The sequence below is a fragment of the Tabrizicola flagellatus genome (assembly GCF_008271465.1).
GTDB classification, from domain to species: domain Bacteria; phylum Pseudomonadota; class Alphaproteobacteria; order Rhodobacterales; family Rhodobacteraceae; genus Tabrizicola; species Tabrizicola flagellata.
Genome location: NZ_VMDU01000002.1, coordinates 153,655 through 172,911, shown reverse-complemented (window position 1 = coordinate 172,911; position 19,257 = coordinate 153,655). Strand labels below are relative to the sequence as shown.

The window sequence follows — 19,257 nt, the reverse complement described above, 5'->3', positions numbered from 1 at the left end:
GCCGAAAGTTCCTGGGCCCCGCGTTGCGCGCGCATCATGTGCGACCCTCCACGCGGCGCACCGCCATCAGCACCCGCTCTGCCGTCGCCGGCGCATCCAGCGCGGGATAGACCGACCCGTCCCCACAGGCCGCCACCGCATCCGACAGCGCCATCAGCGCCGAGATCCCCAGCATGAACGGCGGCTCGCCCACCGCCTTCGACTTGCCGACCGAGTCCTCGCGATTGGGCTTGCCCCACAAGGCCACCCGGAAATCCCGGGGCCGGTCCGAACAGGCCGGGATCTTGTAGGTGCTGGGCGCATGCGTCGAAAGCCGCCCCTTCCCGTCCCAGACCAGTTCCTCCGTCGTCAGCCAGCCCGCGCCCTGCACATAGGCGCCCTCGACCTGCCCGATATCCAGGGCCGGGTTCAGCGAGGTCCCCGTGTCATGCAATAGGTCCGCCCGCAGGATCCGGTTCTCTCCGGTCAGCCGGTCGATCACCACCTCGGTCACCGCCGCGCCGTAGGCGAAGTAGTAGAAGGGCCGCCCCGTCCCCTTCACCCGGTCCCAGATGATCTTCGGCGTCGCGTAGTAGCCAGTGGACGACAGGCTGACCCGCGCCTGATAGGCCCAGGCCACCACCCGCGCCCAGTCATAGACCTCGCCCGCGACCTTCACCGTCCCGTCCACGAACCGCACAGAGGACGGCTTCACCTGATGCTTCTCGGCAATGAACTCCGCCAGCCGCCCGCGGATCGTCTCCGCCGCCGCCTTCGCCGCCATCCCGTTCAGGTCGCTCCCCGACGAGGCCGCCGTCGCAGACGTATTCGGCACCTTCCCGGTATCCGTCGCGGTGATCTTCACCATGCCCACATCCAGGCCAAAGACCGACGCCGTCACCTGCGCGACCTTCTGGAACAGCCCCTGTCCCATCTCGGTCCCGCCATGGTTCAGCGCGATCGACCCGTCCTGGTAGACATGCACCAGCGCCCCCGCCTGGTTCAGCCAGGTCAAGGTGAACGAGATCCCGAACTTCACCGGCGTCAGTGCGATCCCCCGCTTCAGCACCGGGCTGCGCGCGTTCCACTCCGCGATCGCCGCCTTCCGCGCCCGGTAATCCGAGGTCCGCTCCAGCTCCGCCACCAGCTCATGCCCGATGAAATCCTCAACCGGCATGTGATAGGGAGTGGTCTGCACCCGGCCGTACGCCGCTGGATCATACGACCCGACCCGGGCCGCCGCGCCAAGAGAGGTCAGGTCCACCGCGTCGCTTCCGGCTTTCATCTGTCCGGAAATATCCTCGGGGGGTCCGGGGGGCGAAGCGCCCCCGGGGGCCGCCATCCCGCGATAGAAGTTGGCCTTGCGCACCTCCAGCGGCTCGCGTCCCACGACGAAGGCCACATGATCCATGACCCGCTCGATCCCCACCATCCCCTGCGGGCCGCCGAACCCGCGATAGGCCGTGGCGCTCTGGGTATTGGTCCGCAGCCGGTGGCTCTCGATGCGGATATTGGGCAGGTGATAGCAGTTGTCCGCATGCAGCATCGCCCGGTCCGCGACCGGCAGGCTCAGGTCCTGAGACCAGCCGCAGCGGAACAGATGCGTGAATTCCAGCCCCAGGATGCGGCCCTCGTCGTCCACTCCGGCCCGGTAGAGAATTCGCAGGTCGTGCCGCTTGCCCGTGATGACCATGTCGTCATCCCGGTCGTAGCGCATCCGGCACGGCCGCCCGGTCAGGCGCGCCGCCACCGCGCAGGCAATCGCCAGGGCGTTGCCTTGCGATTCCTTGCCGCCGAACCCGCCGCCCATCCGGCGAACTTCCACCCGCACCGCACTCATCGGCAGATGCAGCGCATGCGCCACCTTGTGCTGCACCTCGGTCGGATGCTGGGTCGAGGAATGGACGACCATGTCGCCCCCCTCCTGCGGCACCGCCGCCGCGACCTGGCCTTCAAGGTAGAAATGCTCCTGCCCGCCGACCTCGAACGACCCCTCGACCAGCCGAGGGGCCTTCTCGATGGCCCGCGCCGCATCCCCCTTGGCCCAGATGACCGGCCCCTGCTCGAACCGGCTGTTCGCGGCCAGGGCGTCATCCACGGTCAGAAGCGCCGGCAACTCGCGATAGCTGATCTTGCCCAGCCGCGCCGCCTTCCGCGCCGCGAGATGGCTTTCTGCGATGACCAGAAACACCGGCTGGCCGACGTAATGCACCTTGCCCACCGCCAGAAGCGGCTCGTCATGCGCCGAAGGGCTGCAATCCGGCATGTCGTCGAAATCCGCCGCCGACAGCACGGCGACGACCCCAGGAGCCGACTTCACCGCCGACAGGTCCATCCCCGTGATCTCGCCATGCGCGACCGTGGACAGACCGAAGGCCAGATGCAGCGCATTGGCGATGGGCAGGTCATCGACATACCGCGCCTGACCCGTCACATGCAGCGGAGCCGCGTCGTGCGGCAGGGGCTTGCCCATGCTCATGGCGCCACCTCCAGCACCTGCACCGGCACGCCGTTCAGGTCATGGAAATAGCGCCGCAGCAGGTTCTGCGCCGTCAGCATCCGGTAGGCGGCCGAGGCCCGCATGTCCGACAGGGGCGTGAAATCCCCCGCCATCGCCTCCGCGGCCGCCTCCACCGTCGCTTCCGACCAGGCCCTGCCGGTCAGCGCCGCCTCGGCCAGCGTCGCCCGCTTCGGCACCCCCGCCATGCCGCCGAAGGCGATCCGGGCCGAGGTCACCACGCCCCCCTCGACGACCACGTTGAAACAGCCGCAGACGGCCGAAATGTCCTGATCGAACCGCTTGGAGATCTTGTAGCAGCGCAGGGCAGGGGCCTTCTCCGGGAAGGACACCCCCGCCACGAACTCGCCCGGCCTGCGGTCCTGCCTGCGATACTCCAGGAAGAAATCCTCCAGCGGCATCGACCGCATCTCGTCGCCGCGCCGCAGGTGGAGCGTCGCGCCCAGCGCGATCAGCGCCGGCGGCCCGTCGCCGATGGGCGAGCCGTTGGCGATGTTCCCCCCGATGGTTGCCGCATTCCGCACCTGCACCGACGCATAGCGCCGCAGCAGCTCACCGAACGACGGCAACCGCTCCGCCACCGCCTCGCGCAGGGCGCTGATCGTCACGCAGGCGCCCACATGCAGGCTGCCGCCCCGCACCTCGATCCCCTTCAGGTCCTCGACACCGTTCAGAAACGCCACCGGCCGCAACTCGCGCAGCTGTTTCGTGACCCAGAGGCCGACATCCGTCGCCCCCGCCACCAGAACCGCGTCGGGGTTGGCCAGATACCAGTCCGCCAGGGCATCGGAATCCGATGGCCGGAACACGCCCGCCTCGCCCGCAGCAAAGGCTTTCACCGCCTCGCGGTCGGCGCGCATCCACTCAGGCACCGGCTCCGACGCTGCCGCCTCCGCCGCCCGCACGATGGGCGCATAACCCGTGCAGCGGCACAGGTTGCCAGCCAGAGCATCGTCATGCGCGCGGTCGCCGTTCAGATGCGCCACCGCCATGCTGACCACGAAGCCCGGCGTGCAAAAGCCGCACTGGCTGCCATGATGCGCCACCATCGCCGCCTGCACCGGGTGCATCTCGCCCTGCGGACCCGAGATCCCCTCGACCGTCCGCACTGCCTTGCCGTGCAGTTGCGGCAGGAACAGGATGCAGGCGTTCAGCGCCCGCGAGCCCTCGGCATCCGTCACCATCACGGTGCAGGCCCCGCAGTCGCCCTCGTTGCAGCCTTCCTTGGTGCCCTTCATGCCGCGCACCTCGCGCAGCCAATCCAGCAGGGTCCGCGTCGGGGTTTCCCCCTCCACGCGAACCGGCGTTCCGTTCAACAGAAACGCTACGTTCATCCGTCTGTCCGCCGCGGTCTCCCCGTTTGGGGCAGAATGCGAGGCCGCCCGATGCGGCGTAAAGCAGTCCTCGCGCCCCTTCTTGTTGTCCATTCATCAAGCAAGCAGGGCCGATTCAAGGCAACAGTTATTTCCTTGGCAAAAGGCGAAGCTGTTTTACGGTTTTGCCGAAAATTCCAGCCGCCTCGCCGCGATTTCAGGCTGACATTGACGTAAGGTAATCCTTACTCGCTGCCGACCACGGCCCCGATTATACGCCCCTGACCATTTGATCAAGAAAACCGGATTTCACCATGGACTACATCACCTACCTCAAATTCGCACACGTTCTCGCCGCCGTCCTCTGGGTCGGCGGCGGTTTTGCGATGATCCTCGCCACGGTCCTCATGTCCCGCCACGCCGGTGCCCAAGCGCAGATGGCGGTGGTGCGCGCCACCGTCCTCATGGCCCCGCGGCTCTTCATGCCGATCAGCGTCTTCACCCTCGCCACGGGCGTCGCGCTGCTGTTCCTGGCGGGCTGGGGCTGGCAGCCCTTCACCGTCCTCGGTCTTGCCGGAGTGCTGTTCACTGCGGGCTTCGGCGCGCTCATTCTTGGCCCCTCCTGCGAGCGTGTGCTGAAACTCGAGGAAACCGCCGGCCCCGAAGCCGCGCTGCCGCTGATGCGGCGGGTCCAGCGTCTTGCGGCGATCGACTACTCCATCCAGTTCGCCATCGTCTTCCTGATGGTGACAAAACCCGGCTGGAGCGACTTCGGCGTCCTCGTGGGTCTGGCGGCGGTGCTCGTCATGGCGGCCCTGGCCACGCTGCGCCCGCTGCCGCGCCTCGCCTGAGGGGGCTTCCCCCATCGCGCCGGGCCGGGTAACTCTACCCCATGCCTGGCGCAAATCCCCGTTTCATCCACCTTCGCACCCATACCGAACATTCGCTTCTGGAAGGCGCGGTGCCGGTGAAGAAGCTGATCGGCCTCTGCACGGCACAGAACATGCCCGCCGTGGCCGTGACCGACACCAACAACATGTTCGCGGCGCTGGAGTTTTCCGTCACCGCCATGGGCGCAGGCGTCCAGCCCATCGTCGGCTGCCAGTTCAGCATCGCCCATGACCCGGCCCAACCGGGTGAAAAGCCGCGAAACCCCGCGCCCATCGTCCTTCTGGCCCAGAACGAAAAGGGCTACATGAACCTGATGCGGCTCAACACGCTCCTCTACATCGAGGGCGCGATGTGCGGCTCGGCCAATCTCCCGCAGGTCACCCTCGACGAACTCGCGCAGCACTCCGAGGGCCTGATCTGCCTGACCGGCGGCCCCGAAGGCCCGCTTGGCCGCTTCCACGCCACCGGCCAGCAGGCCAAGGCCCGCGCCATCCTCGAACGCCTCGCCGCGACCTATCCGAACCGCCTCTACGTCGAGTTGCAGCGTCACCCCGGCCCCGGTGGCGCACTGCCAGAACAGGAGGCGCTGGCCGAACGCGGCGCCATCGACCTCGCCTATGAACTCGGCCTGCCCATCGTCGCCACCAACGATGTCTATTTCCCCAAGCCCGACCTCTACGAAGCGCACGACGCCCTGCTCTGCATCGCCGAAGGCGCCTATGTCGATCAGCCGCAGCCCCGCCGCCGCCTGACCCCGCAGCACTATTTCAAATCCGAAGCCGAGATGGTCGCGCTCTTCGCCGACCTCCCCGAGGCGCTGGAGAACACCGTCGAGATCGCCCGCCGCTGCGCCTATGCCGCGACCAAGCGCAAGCCGATCCTGCCGAAATTCGCCGACGACGAGGTGCAGGAACTCCGCCGCCAGGCCAACGAGGGGCTCCAGGCCCGCCTGAAGGTCATCCCCCATTCGGCGACGCCCGAGGAATACCAGGAACGCCTCGATTTCGAGCTTGGGATCATCGAGAAGATGGGCTTCCCCGGCTACTTCCTGATCGTGGCCGACTTCATCAAATGGGCCAAGGACCATGGCATCCCGGTCGGTCCGGGCCGGGGCTCGGGCGCGGGCAGCCTTGTCGCCTATGCGCTGACGATCACCGACCTCGATCCGCTGCGCTATCAGTTGCTGTTCGAACGCTTCCTGAACCCCGAGCGGGTCTCGATGCCCGACTTCGACATCGACTTCTGCATGGATCGCCGGGAAGAGGTGATCCAATACGTGCAAGAGAAGTACGGCCGCGACAAGGTGGCCCAGATCATCACCTTCGGCGCGCTTCTGTCGAAGGCCGCCGTGCGCGACGTGGGCCGGGTCTTGCAGATGTCCTACGGCCAGGTCGACAAGCTGTCGAAGATGATCCCTGTTGAGGGCGTGAAGCCCGTCAGCATCACCAAGGCGCTCGCCGACGAGCCCCGCCTGCGCGAGGCCGCGAAAGAGGAAGTCGTCGGCCGCCTTCTGGACTACGCCGCCAAGATCGAAGGCCTCTACCGCAACGCCTCGACCCATGCCGCCGGCGTCGTGATCGGCGATCGCCCGCTGGACCAGCTGGTGCCGCTCTACCGCGACCCCCGGTCCGACATGCCCGCGACCCAATTCAACATGAAATGGGTCGAGGCGGCGGGTCTGGTGAAGTTCGACTTCCTCGGCCTCAAGACCCTGACCGTGATCCAGAACGCAATGGACCTGTTGAAGCTGCGGGGCATCGAGTTCGACATCAACCTTATCCCGCTCGACGACAAGGCGACCTACGACCTCTACGCCAGCGCGAAGACCGTCGCGGTGTTCCAGGTCGAAAGTTCGGGCATGATGGACGCGCTCAGGCGCATGAAACCCACCTGCATCGAGGACATCGTCGCCCTCGTGGCGCTCTACCGCCCCGGCCCGATGGAGAACATCCCGGTCTATTGCGAGGTCAAGAACGGCCTGCGCGAGATCGAGTCGATCCATCCCACCATCGACCACATCCTGAAGGAAACCCAGGGCATCATCGTCTATCAGGAACAGGTGATGCAGATCGCGCAGGTCATGGCGGGCTACTCGCTCGGCGGCGCCGACCTTCTCCGCCGCGCGATGGGCAAGAAGATCCCCGAGGAAATGGCGAAGGAGCGGCCCAAGTTCATCGAGGGCTGCAAGGCCACCCACGGGATCGACGCCAAGAAGGCGGGCGAGGTCTTCGACCTGCTGGAGAAATTCGCCAACTACGGCTTCAACAAGTCCCACGCCGCCGCCTACGCCGTGGTCAGCTACCAGACGGCCTACCTGAAAGCGAATTACCCGGCCGAGTTCATGGCGGCGGTGATGAACTGCGACATCCACCTCACCGACAAGCTCGCGATCTACAAGCGCGAGGTGGACAAGCTGGGGATCAGGACCGTCGCGCCCTGCGTCAACGCCTCGCTTGCCACCTTCACCGTCCGCGACGGCGCCATCGTCTATGGCCTCGGCGCGCTGAAGAATGTCGGCGTCGAGGCGATGAACCTCATCGTCCAGGCGCGCCGGTCAAGGGACGAGGGCACGACGAAAGCCGCAAGGCTTGAGGAGGGCCACGAGGACCATCCCTTCAAGACCCTCTTCGACTTCGCCCGCCGCGTGGACCTCAAACGCATCGGCAAGCGCCCGCTGGAAATGCTCGCCCGCGCCGGTGCCTTCGACCAACTCGACCCCAACCGCGCCCGCGTCTTCGAGGCGCTCGACGCCCTCGTCGCCTATTCCGCCGCCATCCACGAGGCCGCCGCTTCCGCCCAGAACTCGCTCTTCGGCAGCGCGGGCGCCGACATCCCCGAGCCGCGCCTGCCGTTCCGCGACGACTGGCTGCCCACCGAACGCCTCGCCCAGGAACACCAGGCCGTAGGCTTCTACCTCTCCGGCCACCCGCTTGACGACTACATGTCCGCGCTGCGCAAGAAGGGCGTCGAGACCCTCGCCCAGGTCACGCAGAAGGCCGAGCGCGGCCCCTGCATCGCCAAGCTCGCGGGCAGCGTCGCCTCGCGCCAGGAACGCAAGTCCGCCAAGGGCAACCGCTATGCCTTCGTCCAGCTCTCCGACCCGACCGGGCTTTACGAAGTCACCTGCTTCTCCGAGGTGCTCGAGGCTTCCCGCGATTTCCTCGATGCCGGGTCGAATGTCGTCCTGACCGTCAAGGCCGAACTGGAAGGCGACACGCTCAAGCTCCTCGCCCAGTCGGTCGCTCCCATCGACAGCGTCGCCGCCCAGGCCGGCGCGCAGGACCTGCGCATCCACCTCTCGCGCCCCGAGGCCGTGGCTTCGCTCGCCGCGCTCCTGTCCCGGGTCGAGGGCCGCAGCCGCGCCGCGATCACCCTCTGCGTCACCGATCCCGACGGGCGCGAGATCGACATCGCGCTCCCCGACAGCTATCCCGTGACCCCGCAGATCAAGGGCGCGATCAAGGCGATGCAGGGCGTCCTTGCCATCGAAGAGATCTGATCCCGCGCACCCCTCCGCCGGCAGCGCCTGCCCGGCCTTGCGGCGCCGGCCATTCCGCGTCACCTTCGCGCCATGTCCGCAACGCCCGACCTGCTTCCGCCCGGCCGCCTGACCTCGCTCGACCTGGCGCGGACCCTGGCCGTCGTCTGCATGGTGATCTTCCACTTCACCTTCGACCTGGCGCTCTTCGGCTACATCGACCGCGGCACGATGGGCCAGCCCTTCTGGTACTACTTCGCCCGGATGATCGCGGGCAGCTTCCTGTTCCTCTCGGGCATCAGCCTCTGGATCGCGCATGGCCGTGGCATCCGCTGGCCCGCCTTCTGGAAGCGCTGGATCAAGCTGGCTGCCGCCGCCGCGATCGTCACCACGGCCTCGATCTGGCTGGTGCCGGGCGGGCCGATCTGGTTCGGCATCCTGCATGCCATGGCGGCCACCGCCTTCCTCGGCCTTCTCGCCCTGCGCCTGCCCTGGCCGGTGACGCTCGCCCTCGCCCTGGCGATCTTCGCCGCCGCCTGGGGCCCGCGCTTCGCCGCGCTCGACCCGATCTGGCTGGTCTGGACCGGCCTTGCCGAAAGCCGGCCGATGATGGGCGATTACGTCCCCCTCGTCCCCTGGGCCGCCCCGGCGCTTGCGGGGCTCGCCACGGCCAAGGCCCTGCGCCTCGACCTCTGGCGCGGCGCAGCACCCTCGCCGCTCATGCGCGCGCTCACCTTCCCCGGCCGCCATTCGCTCATCATCTACCTCGTCCACCAGCCGATCCTCTTCGGCCTTTTCAACCTCTACGCCCGCCTCGCCTCCTGACGCTTCCCCTTCCCCCCGCTTTCCGCTAATCGGAAGCCCGAAGTTTGGAGGCCCGCGCGATGAAGTTCACCCTGTCCTGGCTGAAGGATCACCTCGACACCGAGGCCACCGTCGAGGCCATCGCCGAGGCGCTGACCGACCTCGGCCTCGAAGTCGAGGGCGTCGAGGACCCCGCCGTCGCGCTGGGGCCGTTCCGCATCTGCCGGGTGATCGAGGCCGTCCAGCACCCCAACGCCGACCGCCTCCGCGTCTGCCGCGTCGAAACCTTCCCCGACGGCCCCGGCGGCCGGTCGGAGGAAGTCCAGGTCGTCTGCGGTGCACCGAACGCGAAAACCGGCCTGATCGGCGTCTTCGCGCCCCCCGGAACGCATGTGCCCGGAACGGGCGTGGACCTGAAACCCGGCAACATCCGTGGCGTCGATTCCAACGGGATGCTCTGTTCCGAACGCGAACTCATGCTGTCGGACAACCATGACGGCATCATCGAACTGCCCGCCGACGCGCCCCTCGGTGTGCGCTTCATCGACTATCGCGGGCTGAACGACCCGGTGATCGAGATCAAGGTCACCCCCAACCGCCCAGATGCCCTGGGCGTGCACGGCATCGCGCGAGACCTCGCCGCGCGGGGCTTGGGCACCCTGAAACCCGTCACCGTGACCCCGGTCGCGGGTAGCTTCCCGACCCCGATCGGCGTGAAGATCGACCCCGCGCTGAAGGCGAAGGGCTGCCCGCATTTCGCCGGCCGACTGATCCGCGGCGTCAGGAATGGCCCCTCGCCCGACTGGATGCAGGCCCGCCTCAAGGCCATCGGCCTGCGCCCGATCTCGGCGCTGGTGGACATCACCAACTACTTCACCTTCGGCCTGAACCGCCCGCTGCACGTCTTCGACGCCGCGAAGGTCAAGGGCGACCTGGTGATCCGCCCCGCGAGAGCGGGCGAGAGCCTCCTCGCGCTCGACGGCAAGACCTACACCCTGTCCCCGGGCCAGATGGTCATCGCCGACGACCACGGCCCGGAATCGCTTGCCGGGATCATGGGCGGCGAGGCCTCGGGCTGCACGCCGGACACCACCGATGTCTTTCTCGAATCCGCCTTCTGGGACCCGATCACCATCGCCGCCACGGGGCGCGCGCTGAAGATCAACTCCGACGCCCGCTACCGCTTTGAACGCGGGGTGGATCCGGCCTTCACGCTCCCGGGCCTGGAACTCGCCACACGGATGATCCTCGACCTCTGCGGCGGCGAGGCCGGGACGGTGGTCCAGGACGGCGCCCCCATCGACACCGCGCGCAGCTACCAGCTGGACCCCGCCCGCGTGGTCAGCCTCGTCGGCATGGACATCCCCGAGGCCACCCAGCGCGCCACGCTTCAGGCGCTGGGCTTCACCCTGAACGGCAATGCCGTGACCCCGCCCAGCTGGCGCCCCGACATCCTCGGCGACGCCGACCTGGTCGAGGAAGTCGCCCGCATCGCGAGCCTGACGAAACTGCAGGGCGCGCCGATGGCCCGCACCCAACCGGGCGTGCCGCGTCCGGTCCTGACTCCCCTCCAGGTCCGCGAACGCACCGCCCGCCGCACCATCGCGGCCTTGGGCTACAACGAATGCGTGACCTACAGCTTCATCGACGCGAAGGCCGCCACGCTCTTCGGCGGCGGGACCGAAGCCGTCCGCGTCGAAAACCCCATCTCCTCCGAGATGACGCACCTGCGCCCCGACCTCCTTCCCGGCCTCCTTGCCGCCGCCGCCCGCAACCAGGCGCGCGGCTTCATGGACCTCGCGCTGTTCGAGATCGGGCCCGCCTTCCACGGCGGCGAACCCGGCGACCAGCACCTGCAAGCCGCCGGCCTTCTGGTCGGCGCCGCCGCCCCGCGTGACCCGCATGGGTCCCGCCGGATGGTCGATGTCTTCGACGCCAAGGCCGACGCCGAAGCGGTCCTCTCCGCCCTCGGCGCACCCGCCCGCGTCCAGATCACCCGCAAGGTCGCCGACTGGTGGCACCCCGGCCGGTCGGGCGTGATCGGCCTCGGCCCCAACACCCTGGCCACCTTCGGCGAGGTTCACCCGCGCGTCCTGCAGACCATGGACGTGAAAGGCCCCGCGGTGGCCTTCACAATCCTGATCGCCAACATCCCCGCGCCCAAGGTGAAGACTCCCACCCGCCCCGCGCTCGCGATCAGCGACCTGCAGGCGGTCGAGCGCGATTTCGCCTTCGTGGTGGATGCCCGGGTCGAGGCGCTGACCGCCGTCAATGCCGCGCAGGGGGCCGACAAGGCGCTGATCGAGTCGGTGCGCGTCTTCGACCAGTTCACCGGCGAAAAGGCCGAGGCGCAGATGGGCGCGGGCAAGAAGTCCATCGCCCTGACCGTCCGCCTGCAACCGCAGGACAAGACGCTCACCGAAGCCGAGATCGAGGCCGTGTCGGCCAAGATCATCGAGAAGGTCACCAAGGCCACCGGCGGGACGCTCCGCGCCTGACCGCTGCTCATCGCTTGCCTTCGGCCGCTCTTCGCTATCCCAGCGAGGAGCGCACGAAGTGCGACGACGAGCGGTCTCGGGGAACTACTTCTTCGCCTTCCAGGTGTTCAGCCAGGCCCCGATCCGGCCGAAGAAGCCCCGCGCCTCCTTCCTTGCGGCCTCGACCTTCGCACCCGCCGCATCGAAGGTCTCGCCCACATCGGCCAGGGCCGGATCGACCATCCGCTCGCGGAATTGCAACCACATCTTGCGGATCATGAAGGCCAGGAAGGCCAGGAAACCGAGGATGACGATGTTGACCCAGGGGATCAGCGTCACGTCCGGCCCCTCGACCGGGCGGATCGATACCGCGTTCGGAAAGATGGAAAAGATCGGCAGCCGCCAGCCGTAATGCGTCACGGCGACCCATTGCCCCGGCGTGCGCGCGGCATTGGTCGCCTCGGCCTGCAAGGTGCTGGAATTCCATTTGAAATACGGCGGCCAGAACCAGCCCGTATCCTCGTTGCGGTAGGTCATCGTCTTGCCGCCATCGAAGACCGCGTCGATGTATCGGATATCGCGCGAGGTCGTCGAGGTCTCGGCCCCGGTGCCGGTGTCCTCGATCGAATAGAACATCCAGTTGCCGCCGATCTGGGTGATGCGGTTGTAGGTGTTGATGATCTGCACCACGTCGCGCTGCGGCAGGGTGTAGTGCAGGAACAGCCCGACGATCAGCACCAGAAGGATGCGGATGCCCCACTTGACCTTGTTCCACATGGAGGCGTCCTTTCAGTACCAGTTGATGAAGTAGATCGTGACCAGAAAGCCGATGGTCGGCAGGATGTAGATAAGCCACAACAGCCGCCGTTTCAGCCCCTTGTCGTAACGCACCATCCCCGCCTCGATGAAGGCGCGGCGTTCCTGTTCGGTCAGCCCCTCGCGCGCGGGATCGGTGTCCCATTCCTTCTCCAGCTTCTCGCGCCGCACGCTGCGCGAGTAGATCGAGGTCAGGAAATAGGCGATCGTCAGGAAGACATACATGAAGAACGCAAGGCGCAGCCAACCCATCTACCGTCTCCCCGTTCCCCAGGGCCCCACCACGGGCGGCCGCACCGGCCTCGGGCCCTCGACCATCTGCGGGCGGTGCAATTCGTCCATGCTCGGCTCCGGCCCGAACAGCGCGGTGCGCGCGCCCTCGCGGTCCACCTGATACTCCCGCGCCAGGAAATCCGCCACATAGGTCTTCTTGGCCTCGGACCAGGTGGCATACTGGGCGTAGAACAGCTCCTTGTGGACGATGAACATCTGCCGCACGTCCATGGGCGAGAGCTCCGACAGAAGCATGTTCACCAGGTCCCGGTCCGGCCCCTTGCCCCTTAACGTATAGAAATAGGCCGGATGCTCCGAGGTGATCTTCGGCCAGGGCCCCCCGGCCTCGACCCAGCGGAGGAGCGCCGCCAGCCCCAGGAACTCCTCCGGCAGCGCGGTGCCCAGCCTGTAGGCGACCTTGCGCAGCTCCGTCCGCCGCGCATCCCCGACCTCGATCCCCAGCCGGTCGGCGGCATCGACCAGGATGAAATCCATCTTCTGCCGCAGGATCGCCGCCGCATCCGCCCCCCGCGCCTGCACGATGGGTTCCACCAGCCCGTTCCGCTCCAGCCAGTCGGCGATCTGGTTGCGGTGGGTCAGGTCCATGACCTGCGCGATCGGCACCTCGCCCAGGCTGAGCCAGTCCAGCGTCGAGATGGCCGCCGGATAGCGCACCCCCTGGAAGATGTAGATGCCGCCGAAATGGCTGGTCCAGAAGTTCGCCTGACTGAAGGTCATCGCCGGAAGCGAGATCGGCACCCGCGTCACGTCGCCCGTCTTCTTCGCCAGCCCGATCATCTCGGCGATCAGCACATCATCGCGCCAGCCGTCCGGCTCCTGCCGGAACCGCTCGATCAGCTTCGCCAGCTTCCCCGCATCCGCCACATGCCCGCCGATCGTATCCGCCTCGACCGTCACCTGCCGTATGTCGAACAGCTTGGCCGGCGTGTCGAAGGCGTAGACCGAGTTCTGCAACTCCCCCGCCACCGCATCCCGCGCCGTCAGGGCAAAGAGCTGCGCCTCGTTCTTCTCGATGAACTGCGTCAGGATCCCCCTGCTGGTGGAGAACTTGATGTTGAGCAGAGGCGCATCCTTCTGCGCCGTGGTCAGCAGGATGAACTGCCGGTTCGCCCCGTTGGGGTTGAGGTAGAGGTGGTCATTGAGTTCGTCGCCGATCTCGGGCGAATAGCCGGACAGGTCGATGTGGAAATCGTCGAGCTTGGTCGTCTTGCCGGTAAGGTGCTTGAGCGCCCGGTTGTAGCGTTCGACAAGGGCGGGCGAGGAGACCTCGATCAGGTTCCCGAACATGAGGCCGCGTTGGATGAGGCGTTTCATTCTTTACCTCGGCAGCATCTCAGCGACGGTTTTCTCGATCTTAAGAATTGCCGCGTCGAGCTTCACATAAATGTTGTCATGGTGGAAAATTTGAGGGTGAAAGTCCGTATGCACGCTGGCTGACTGTTTGCGCTCCAATTCCTTTGCCAGCGGACTGACTGATCCCAATCCACTGTAGAGGTATGACCGTACTGTATGAGCAACATCTCGAAGCTCCGAAAGAGGTTCGTCAAAGGACGCCTTCCAGAGTAGTTTCGCTTCCACAGTATACTGTTCAAAGTCGTCCACTGCTTCATCGAAGCTCGCGACATACTTCAGTACACGCTCTTGAAGGACGCTATGACGTTCCATTTGCGCTTGCGGTGGAACGTTCTGGTCGCGTTGAAAGAAGAATTCGGATCTTACAGCTCGTGCCTTGGTTCTTACCTTATTGGCAGACATTAGCAATGCTTTCGCCAGCCCCCGTCCCTGCTCCCATTGGATTTGAGCCTTCCATGTGCTCAAGCCCATCCATCCAATATAAACCGCTCCGACTGCCGCTAGTGTGGTGATTACCGTCGAGAAGTTTTGCAGACCTTCGCTCACCCCTTCCCCCCTTCACTATCCACCATCCGCATCCCCAACCGCCGGTTCAGCTCCTGCGCCTTCACCAGCCAGACGAACCCCAAGACCGGCCCCCACAACAGCGCGAACAGCGCCGAGCGGCCGAGGAAGAACCCCGCCCGCTCCAGCGGAGCCTTGAGGATCCCCGCCCAGACCCCCTCGTTGATCGCCGCATAAAGCCCGGCCGCCAGCACGGCCCCCACGACCAGCGCCACCACAGCCGTCACCCCCACCGCCCGCGCAAGCACCCGTTGAGACAGGTTCCCCCGCCCCACCAACCACCCCGGCAGCCACGCCACCAACGCACACAACCCCGCCAGCGGCAGGATCGAGTTCCCGAAGGTAAGGGTCAGCGGCTCGTTCACGCGGCTTGCTCCAAGGCTCTCCCGCCCCGGACCCGATCCGGGGCCTCCCTGAACCCGAGACCCCGGGTCAAGCCCGGGGTGGTGCCCGACTGTCCGCTCACCCCTTCCCCTCCAGATACCGCCGCTTCGCCTCTTCCGTCCGGCCGAAGTCGCGCACCATCGCCTCGATGGCCACCTCGTCCGACTTGTCGGCATAGCGGAACTCGGAATCGGCGTAGCGGTTGATCTCCTGGATCACCATCTCCACCGTGATCGGCGTCATCAGCCCTTTGATCATCGCCAGCTTCTCGTCATAGGGCTTGAAGAGGAAGAGGTCCGGCTCCGCCATCCACTCATCCGGCAGCTCGAAGTCCATCGCCCGGACCTTCACCGCATCGGTGATGTTCTTGATCGCGCGGCCTGTGAACCTTTCATCCGCCTCTTGGATCGCCTTCAGGTAGGCCCCGATCTTCGCCAGGGTATCAAGCTTCCCGATCTCCCGCGACACCCGGTCCCAGACCTTCAGGAGCCCCTCCTCATGCGGCTTCGAATGGCCCTCGAAGGACGCGGCAACGGCCTTCCTGATCTCCTGCGCCGCGAACAGCTGGTGATCCCCCACAGGAATGGAATGGTTCTTCCCCAGAAGCAGGCTGAGGATGTCGATGTAATCCTCCCTCGTCTGCGGCCCGTCCACCAGGAACCGCGCCCCGGCGCGCTGGCGCAGGGCGTCGTCCACGTTCTCCGGGAAGTTGCTGAACATCCCGAAGGTGCAGTTCCCCCGCACCACCGTCCCCGCCCCGGCGAAGGCCTGCATGAAGACCGCCGTCACCTCTTGCTGGCCGGCCGAGGACTGCCGGTCCCCCCGCTTCCCCGCCACCTGGTCGATGTCGTCGATGGTCCCGAAGCCGATGACCGAAGGGTCGAGGATCGCGTCGATGAAGGCCTTGGCGTTCTGCCCCGATTTGCCCTGATAGCTGTCGATCTGGTCGATGGAGAAGTTCTGATACCGAAACGGGTACCCCGCCACCTTGCAGTAATCGTTCAGCAATCCCGCCATCATCTGGATCAGCGTGGTTTTCCCCGTCCCGGGCTTGCCATCCCCCATGAAGGTGAAGATGAACCCGCCCAGTTCGGCGAACGGGTTCAGCCGCCGCTCGAAATCATAGGCCATCAGCATCTTCGCCAGCCGCAGCGACTGGTACTTGGCGATGTGGTTCCCCACCACCTCATGCGGTTTCTTGAAGGCCATGGCGATCATGCCGCCCTTCGCCGCCTTCGCCGGCTTGAACCCCGCGATGGTGAGGCCATCTGCCTCCACCTTCCACGAGGCGCCGGTAAAAACAGACACCCGCGCCCCGTTCTCCGCCCGGATCTGCACCTTCTTCATCAGGGCCTCGGCAAAGGCCGACACCACCGCCACCAGGCGCGCATCATCGGTCGCCAGAGCCCCGATGTCCTGATCAAGCTCCCACAGCGCCCCCTGCAAGGCCAGCGGAGCATTGTCGGTCAGCACCTCCTCCACCTCGCCCAGCTCCACCGTCCCCGGCCCGACGTGCGGCGCAATCAGATAGGCCAGCGCATTGGCAAAGGTGAACAGAACCACCAGCGCCTCGCCCTGCAACAGCTCTCCGAACTCGGCCCGCCGGGCATCGGGCACCCGCCCCTCCAGGTTCGCCTTCTTCAACTCGGCCAGCCCCGACTGGGCCGAGAATGTCTCCCCCATCGCCAGCGCAATCGCCAACGCCCGCCGCAGCGCATTCAGCACCGCCGCTTGCACCGGGCTGACCAGCCCATCCCCCAGCCCCTCGATCCGCTCGGCCAGCCGCACTCCGCCCGGCCGCGCCGTGGACCGCGCCGCCATCCCCGGCACAGTCGAGCGGAATGTCGGCCGCGTCCCGATGCCCGGCGACCGCTCCGCCATCGGAGCCGAAACCAAAGCCTTCGCCAACCGCGGCGCGTGATCGAAGCCGAAGACCATCCCCAGCGCCGCCTCGTACTGCGCCCGGATCGTCTCTTCCTTCAGCTCTATCGTGTCGCGCGTGCTCATCCGGCCAACCCTTTCATCTGTCCACAAATATCCCGGGGGTCCGGGGGCAGCGCCCCCGGGGGTTCAGCACTCACAACGTCGGGATGAGTCTTCCCCCGGCCCCCACCACGAATTTCCGGTAGGCCCGCAGCCCCGCCGGATTCTGCTCGACCAGCACCTGATAGGGCCGTTCCGGCAGGATGATCATCCGGTCCTGCCGCGTGGCCCCGATCTCCGCCCCGACGACCGGGTCAAGCCTGTAGACCTGCCGCAGCGACGAGGAAAACCACCCGTCCTTCACCACCTCCTCGCGGTCGCTGACCAGATCCTCCACCGTCCAGACCAGCGCCCAGTCCTCGCCCTCCGGCGCCTTCGCCCCTTCCAGGACCTTCGAGATCGGGCCGGATTGCAGCGTGAAGCTCGCCGAATACATCGGCCCCAGGATGATCCGCCGCAGCCGTTTCGGATGCAGGTCGTCGAAATCCTTGTCGAAGCCCGTGGCGATCGTCAAAAGCTTCAGCCCGCCCACCGACTGCGCCATCAGCGCCGCCTGCGCCTGCGGCCAGCGATAGGCATCGTTCAGGATCGGCCGCTTGCCCGAGTCCTCCACGTCCATCAGATAGACCACCGGCAAGTTGCTCTGCGTGTCCCAGACCGCCCAATGCACCAGGAAATGCCGCCGCTCGCCCAGGTCCTGGATCCACTGCGCATCCGGGTCGTTCCGCGCCCAGAAGATGCCGCCCGCCAGCAGCGCCTCGTAGTAATACCGCTGCGACAGCGCGAACTGCAGCGCCGTGGGGATCGTCAGGTCCCCCACGATCTGCCGCACCATCCGGTCCTTGAGTTCCGCTTCCGAGGGCATCCCGGCCAGATGCTTCGCCGCCTGCTGGGCATCGACCGCCATGGTCATCAGCTCCTGAGCCACCGGAAACCCGCTCTCATGCCGGTCGATGGTCAGGCGCGGAGCCGCCTCGCCTCGCCCGGTCATCAGATACTTGTTCGACAGCGCCCGGAACGTCCCCGCCACCGCCGCCAGATACCGCCCCAGCACCCGCGCCTCGGTTCGCGTCAGCTTCCCCTCCGTCTCCACTTCCGCCGCCACCCGGCCCAGATGCCCGGTGATCCGGTTGAACTTGGCAAAGTAGCGCCGGGCCGTGAGCGTGTCGTAGAGCTCGTGATGGTCCGAGGTGAGGACGTCCTTTACGTCGGCCACTTATTCCCCATACGCGTTCTTGTCGTGTTTCTCGACAATCGCCGCGAACCTGCGCGCAAAGCGTTCATCCGCCTTCGCCTTCTGCTCCAGGATCTGGCGCGCGAACACCATGTGCCCCTCATGCGCTTCCAGCATGTCGGCCATCTTGTCGTTCGTCGCCGCCCCGATCGCCGCCATCGCGGTCTGGGCCTCCTGGTCGGTCTTCACCCCGATCTCGTTGATCCGGTGCGCCACGTCCTGCTGCTGCGCGGTCTTCAAGCTGGAGGTCAGCGCGTCGTACAGCACCACCCGCTGCTTGGTATCCGTCTGCAGCTTGTTGATCAGCACCAGCTGCGTCGCCGCCTGGTTCTGCAGGCTGTCGACCCAGGTCTTGCCCTTCTCGATATACCGCTCCAGCGTCTGCGACTTCGCCAGCTTCACCTGCTCGTCCTGCACCAGCGCGTTGTATTTCGCATTCAGCGTCGCCAGCTCCGTCTCCAGTTTGGTCCGCGCCGCCGCGTCCTGTTCGACGCTGATCTTGTTCTCCAGCTCGATGATCTTCGGGTCCAGGGCGGCGACTTCCTTCCGCACCGCTTCCAAGGCCGCCACCGTCTCTTCCCGCTCCGTCAGGGTCGAGGCCAGGTTCCCCTCCACCCGCGTCTTCTGGGTGTTCAGCAGGTCCAGCTGCCCCTGCAACAGCTTAACGATCACGTCCGACTTGGAAATCAGGTCCTGCAACTTGTCGTCGATGGTGGCAGCGCGCATCCGCTCCTGCCGCATCGATTCCGCCTTCGCCGGCGAGAAGATGCCGATGAAGGACTCCATCCCGGTCTTCGACCGCATCTCGCTGAATTCCTTCGAGAATCCGGCAGTCACGTCGTCCAGCCCCATGATGAGTTCCGCGATGTTCGCGTTCATCAGCTCGGTGTGCTTGGCCACATCCTCAAGCGTGGCGTTCTCGACGTCCAGCTCCACACCCTGGTCCAGCTTCGACCGCGCCGCCTCGATCCGGCTGGTGATCTCGCTGATCTTCGCCTGCGCCTGCGCGACCTGAGCCTGGCTTTCCTTGATCTGCGTCTCGAAATCGGCCATCCGACCCTCCGTTGAACCACATCTGCATCACATAGTGATGTAACAGCGAATTACATCATCCCGGCCCCGATTGATCGGACCCGTCACGGGGGGAAGTCTTGCAGCAAGTTCCCCCG

At 66.3% G+C, this 19,257-nt stretch carries 14 protein-coding genes; 4 read left to right on the top strand and 10 right to left on the bottom strand.

What is annotated here, in order from left to right; genetic code table 11:
• Positions 1–34: 34 nt before the first annotated feature.
• Both xdhB and xdhA read right to left on the bottom strand, forming a co-directional pair.
• Positions 35–2,458, bottom strand: coding sequence for a xanthine dehydrogenase molybdopterin binding subunit (xdhB, locus tag FL625_RS03920; RefSeq protein WP_149587323.1), 2,424 nt, complete (start codon positions 2,456–2,458; stop codon positions 35–37).
• Entirely contained in the window at positions 2,455–3,831 is a 1,377-nt protein-coding gene (gene xdhA / locus FL625_RS03915) for a xanthine dehydrogenase small subunit (protein WP_149587322.1), read from the bottom strand. Before xdhA ends, xdhB begins: the two co-directional genes overlap by 4 nt.
• Before the next feature lie 293 nt (positions 3,832–4,124).
• On the opposite strand from xdhA, the gene FL625_RS03910 reads away from it, so the two are divergent.
• The 4 genes from FL625_RS03910 to pheT all read left to right on the top strand — a co-directional run bounded on the left by FL625_RS03910 (position 4,125) and on the right by pheT (position 11,481).
• Positions 4,125–4,661, top strand: a complete 537-nt coding sequence (locus FL625_RS03910) for a DUF2269 family protein (protein WP_149587321.1) — start codon at positions 4,125–4,127, stop codon at positions 4,659–4,661.
• Between the two features lie 41 nt (positions 4,662–4,702).
• Positions 4,703–8,200, top strand: coding sequence for a DNA polymerase III subunit alpha (dnaE, locus tag FL625_RS03905; protein WP_149587320.1), 3,498 nt, complete (start codon positions 4,703–4,705; stop codon positions 8,198–8,200).
• Positions 8,201–8,272: 72 nt separating this feature from the next.
• Positions 8,273–9,004 carry a heparan-alpha-glucosaminide N-acetyltransferase gene (locus tag FL625_RS03900; protein WP_149587319.1) on the top strand — a complete coding sequence of 244 codons (732 nt, stop codon included), beginning with the start codon at positions 8,273–8,275 and terminating at the stop codon, positions 9,002–9,004.
• Between the two features lie 59 nt (positions 9,005–9,063).
• A complete protein-coding gene (gene pheT, locus FL625_RS03895) occupies positions 9,064–11,481 on the top strand; it encodes a phenylalanine--tRNA ligase subunit beta (protein WP_149587318.1) in 2,418 nt (805 codons plus the stop codon).
• Positions 11,482–11,565: 84 nt separating this feature from the next.
• On the opposite strand, the gene FL625_RS03890 is transcribed toward pheT, so the two are convergent.
• The 8 genes from FL625_RS03890 to FL625_RS03855 all read right to left on the bottom strand — a co-directional run bounded on the left by FL625_RS03890 (position 11,566) and on the right by FL625_RS03855 (position 19,141).
• Entirely contained in the window at positions 11,566–12,237 is a 672-nt protein-coding gene (locus tag FL625_RS03890) for a DUF1523 family protein (RefSeq protein ID WP_149587317.1), read from the bottom strand.
• Positions 12,238–12,249: 12 nt separating this feature from the next.
• On the bottom strand, positions 12,250–12,528 hold the full coding sequence (locus FL625_RS03885) for a hypothetical protein (protein WP_149587316.1): 279 nt from the start codon (positions 12,526–12,528) through the stop codon (positions 12,250–12,252).
• Positions 12,529–13,884 (bottom strand): DUF6638 family protein, encoded by a 1,356-nt coding sequence (locus FL625_RS03880; RefSeq protein ID WP_149587315.1) that lies wholly within the window; start codon positions 13,882–13,884, stop codon positions 12,529–12,531. It lies immediately after the preceding gene.
• A gap of 3 nt (positions 13,885–13,887) precedes the next feature.
• The gene (locus FL625_RS03875; RefSeq protein WP_149587314.1) at positions 13,888–14,469 is read right to left on the bottom strand and encodes a hypothetical protein; all 582 of its coding nucleotides are present in this window, start codon (positions 14,467–14,469) and stop codon (positions 13,888–13,890) included.
• Complete coding sequence (locus FL625_RS18480; RefSeq protein WP_149587313.1) at positions 14,466–14,852, bottom strand: hypothetical protein; 387 nt, start codon at positions 14,850–14,852, stop codon at positions 14,466–14,468. The genes FL625_RS03875 and FL625_RS18480 overlap by 4 nt, the downstream gene beginning before the upstream one ends.
• A 97-nt stretch (positions 14,853–14,949) precedes the next feature.
• Positions 14,950–16,878, bottom strand: a complete 1,929-nt coding sequence (locus FL625_RS03865; protein ID WP_149587312.1) for an AAA family ATPase — start codon at positions 16,876–16,878, stop codon at positions 14,950–14,952.
• A 70-nt stretch (positions 16,879–16,948) separates the two neighbouring features.
• The gene (locus FL625_RS03860; protein WP_149587311.1) at positions 16,949–18,070 is read right to left on the bottom strand and encodes a hypothetical protein; all 1,122 of its coding nucleotides are present in this window, start codon (positions 18,068–18,070) and stop codon (positions 16,949–16,951) included.
• On the bottom strand, positions 18,071–19,141 hold the full coding sequence (locus tag FL625_RS03855) for a hypothetical protein (RefSeq protein ID WP_149587310.1): 1,071 nt from the start codon (positions 19,139–19,141) through the stop codon (positions 18,071–18,073).
• Between the last annotated feature and the right edge of the window lie 116 nt (positions 19,142–19,257).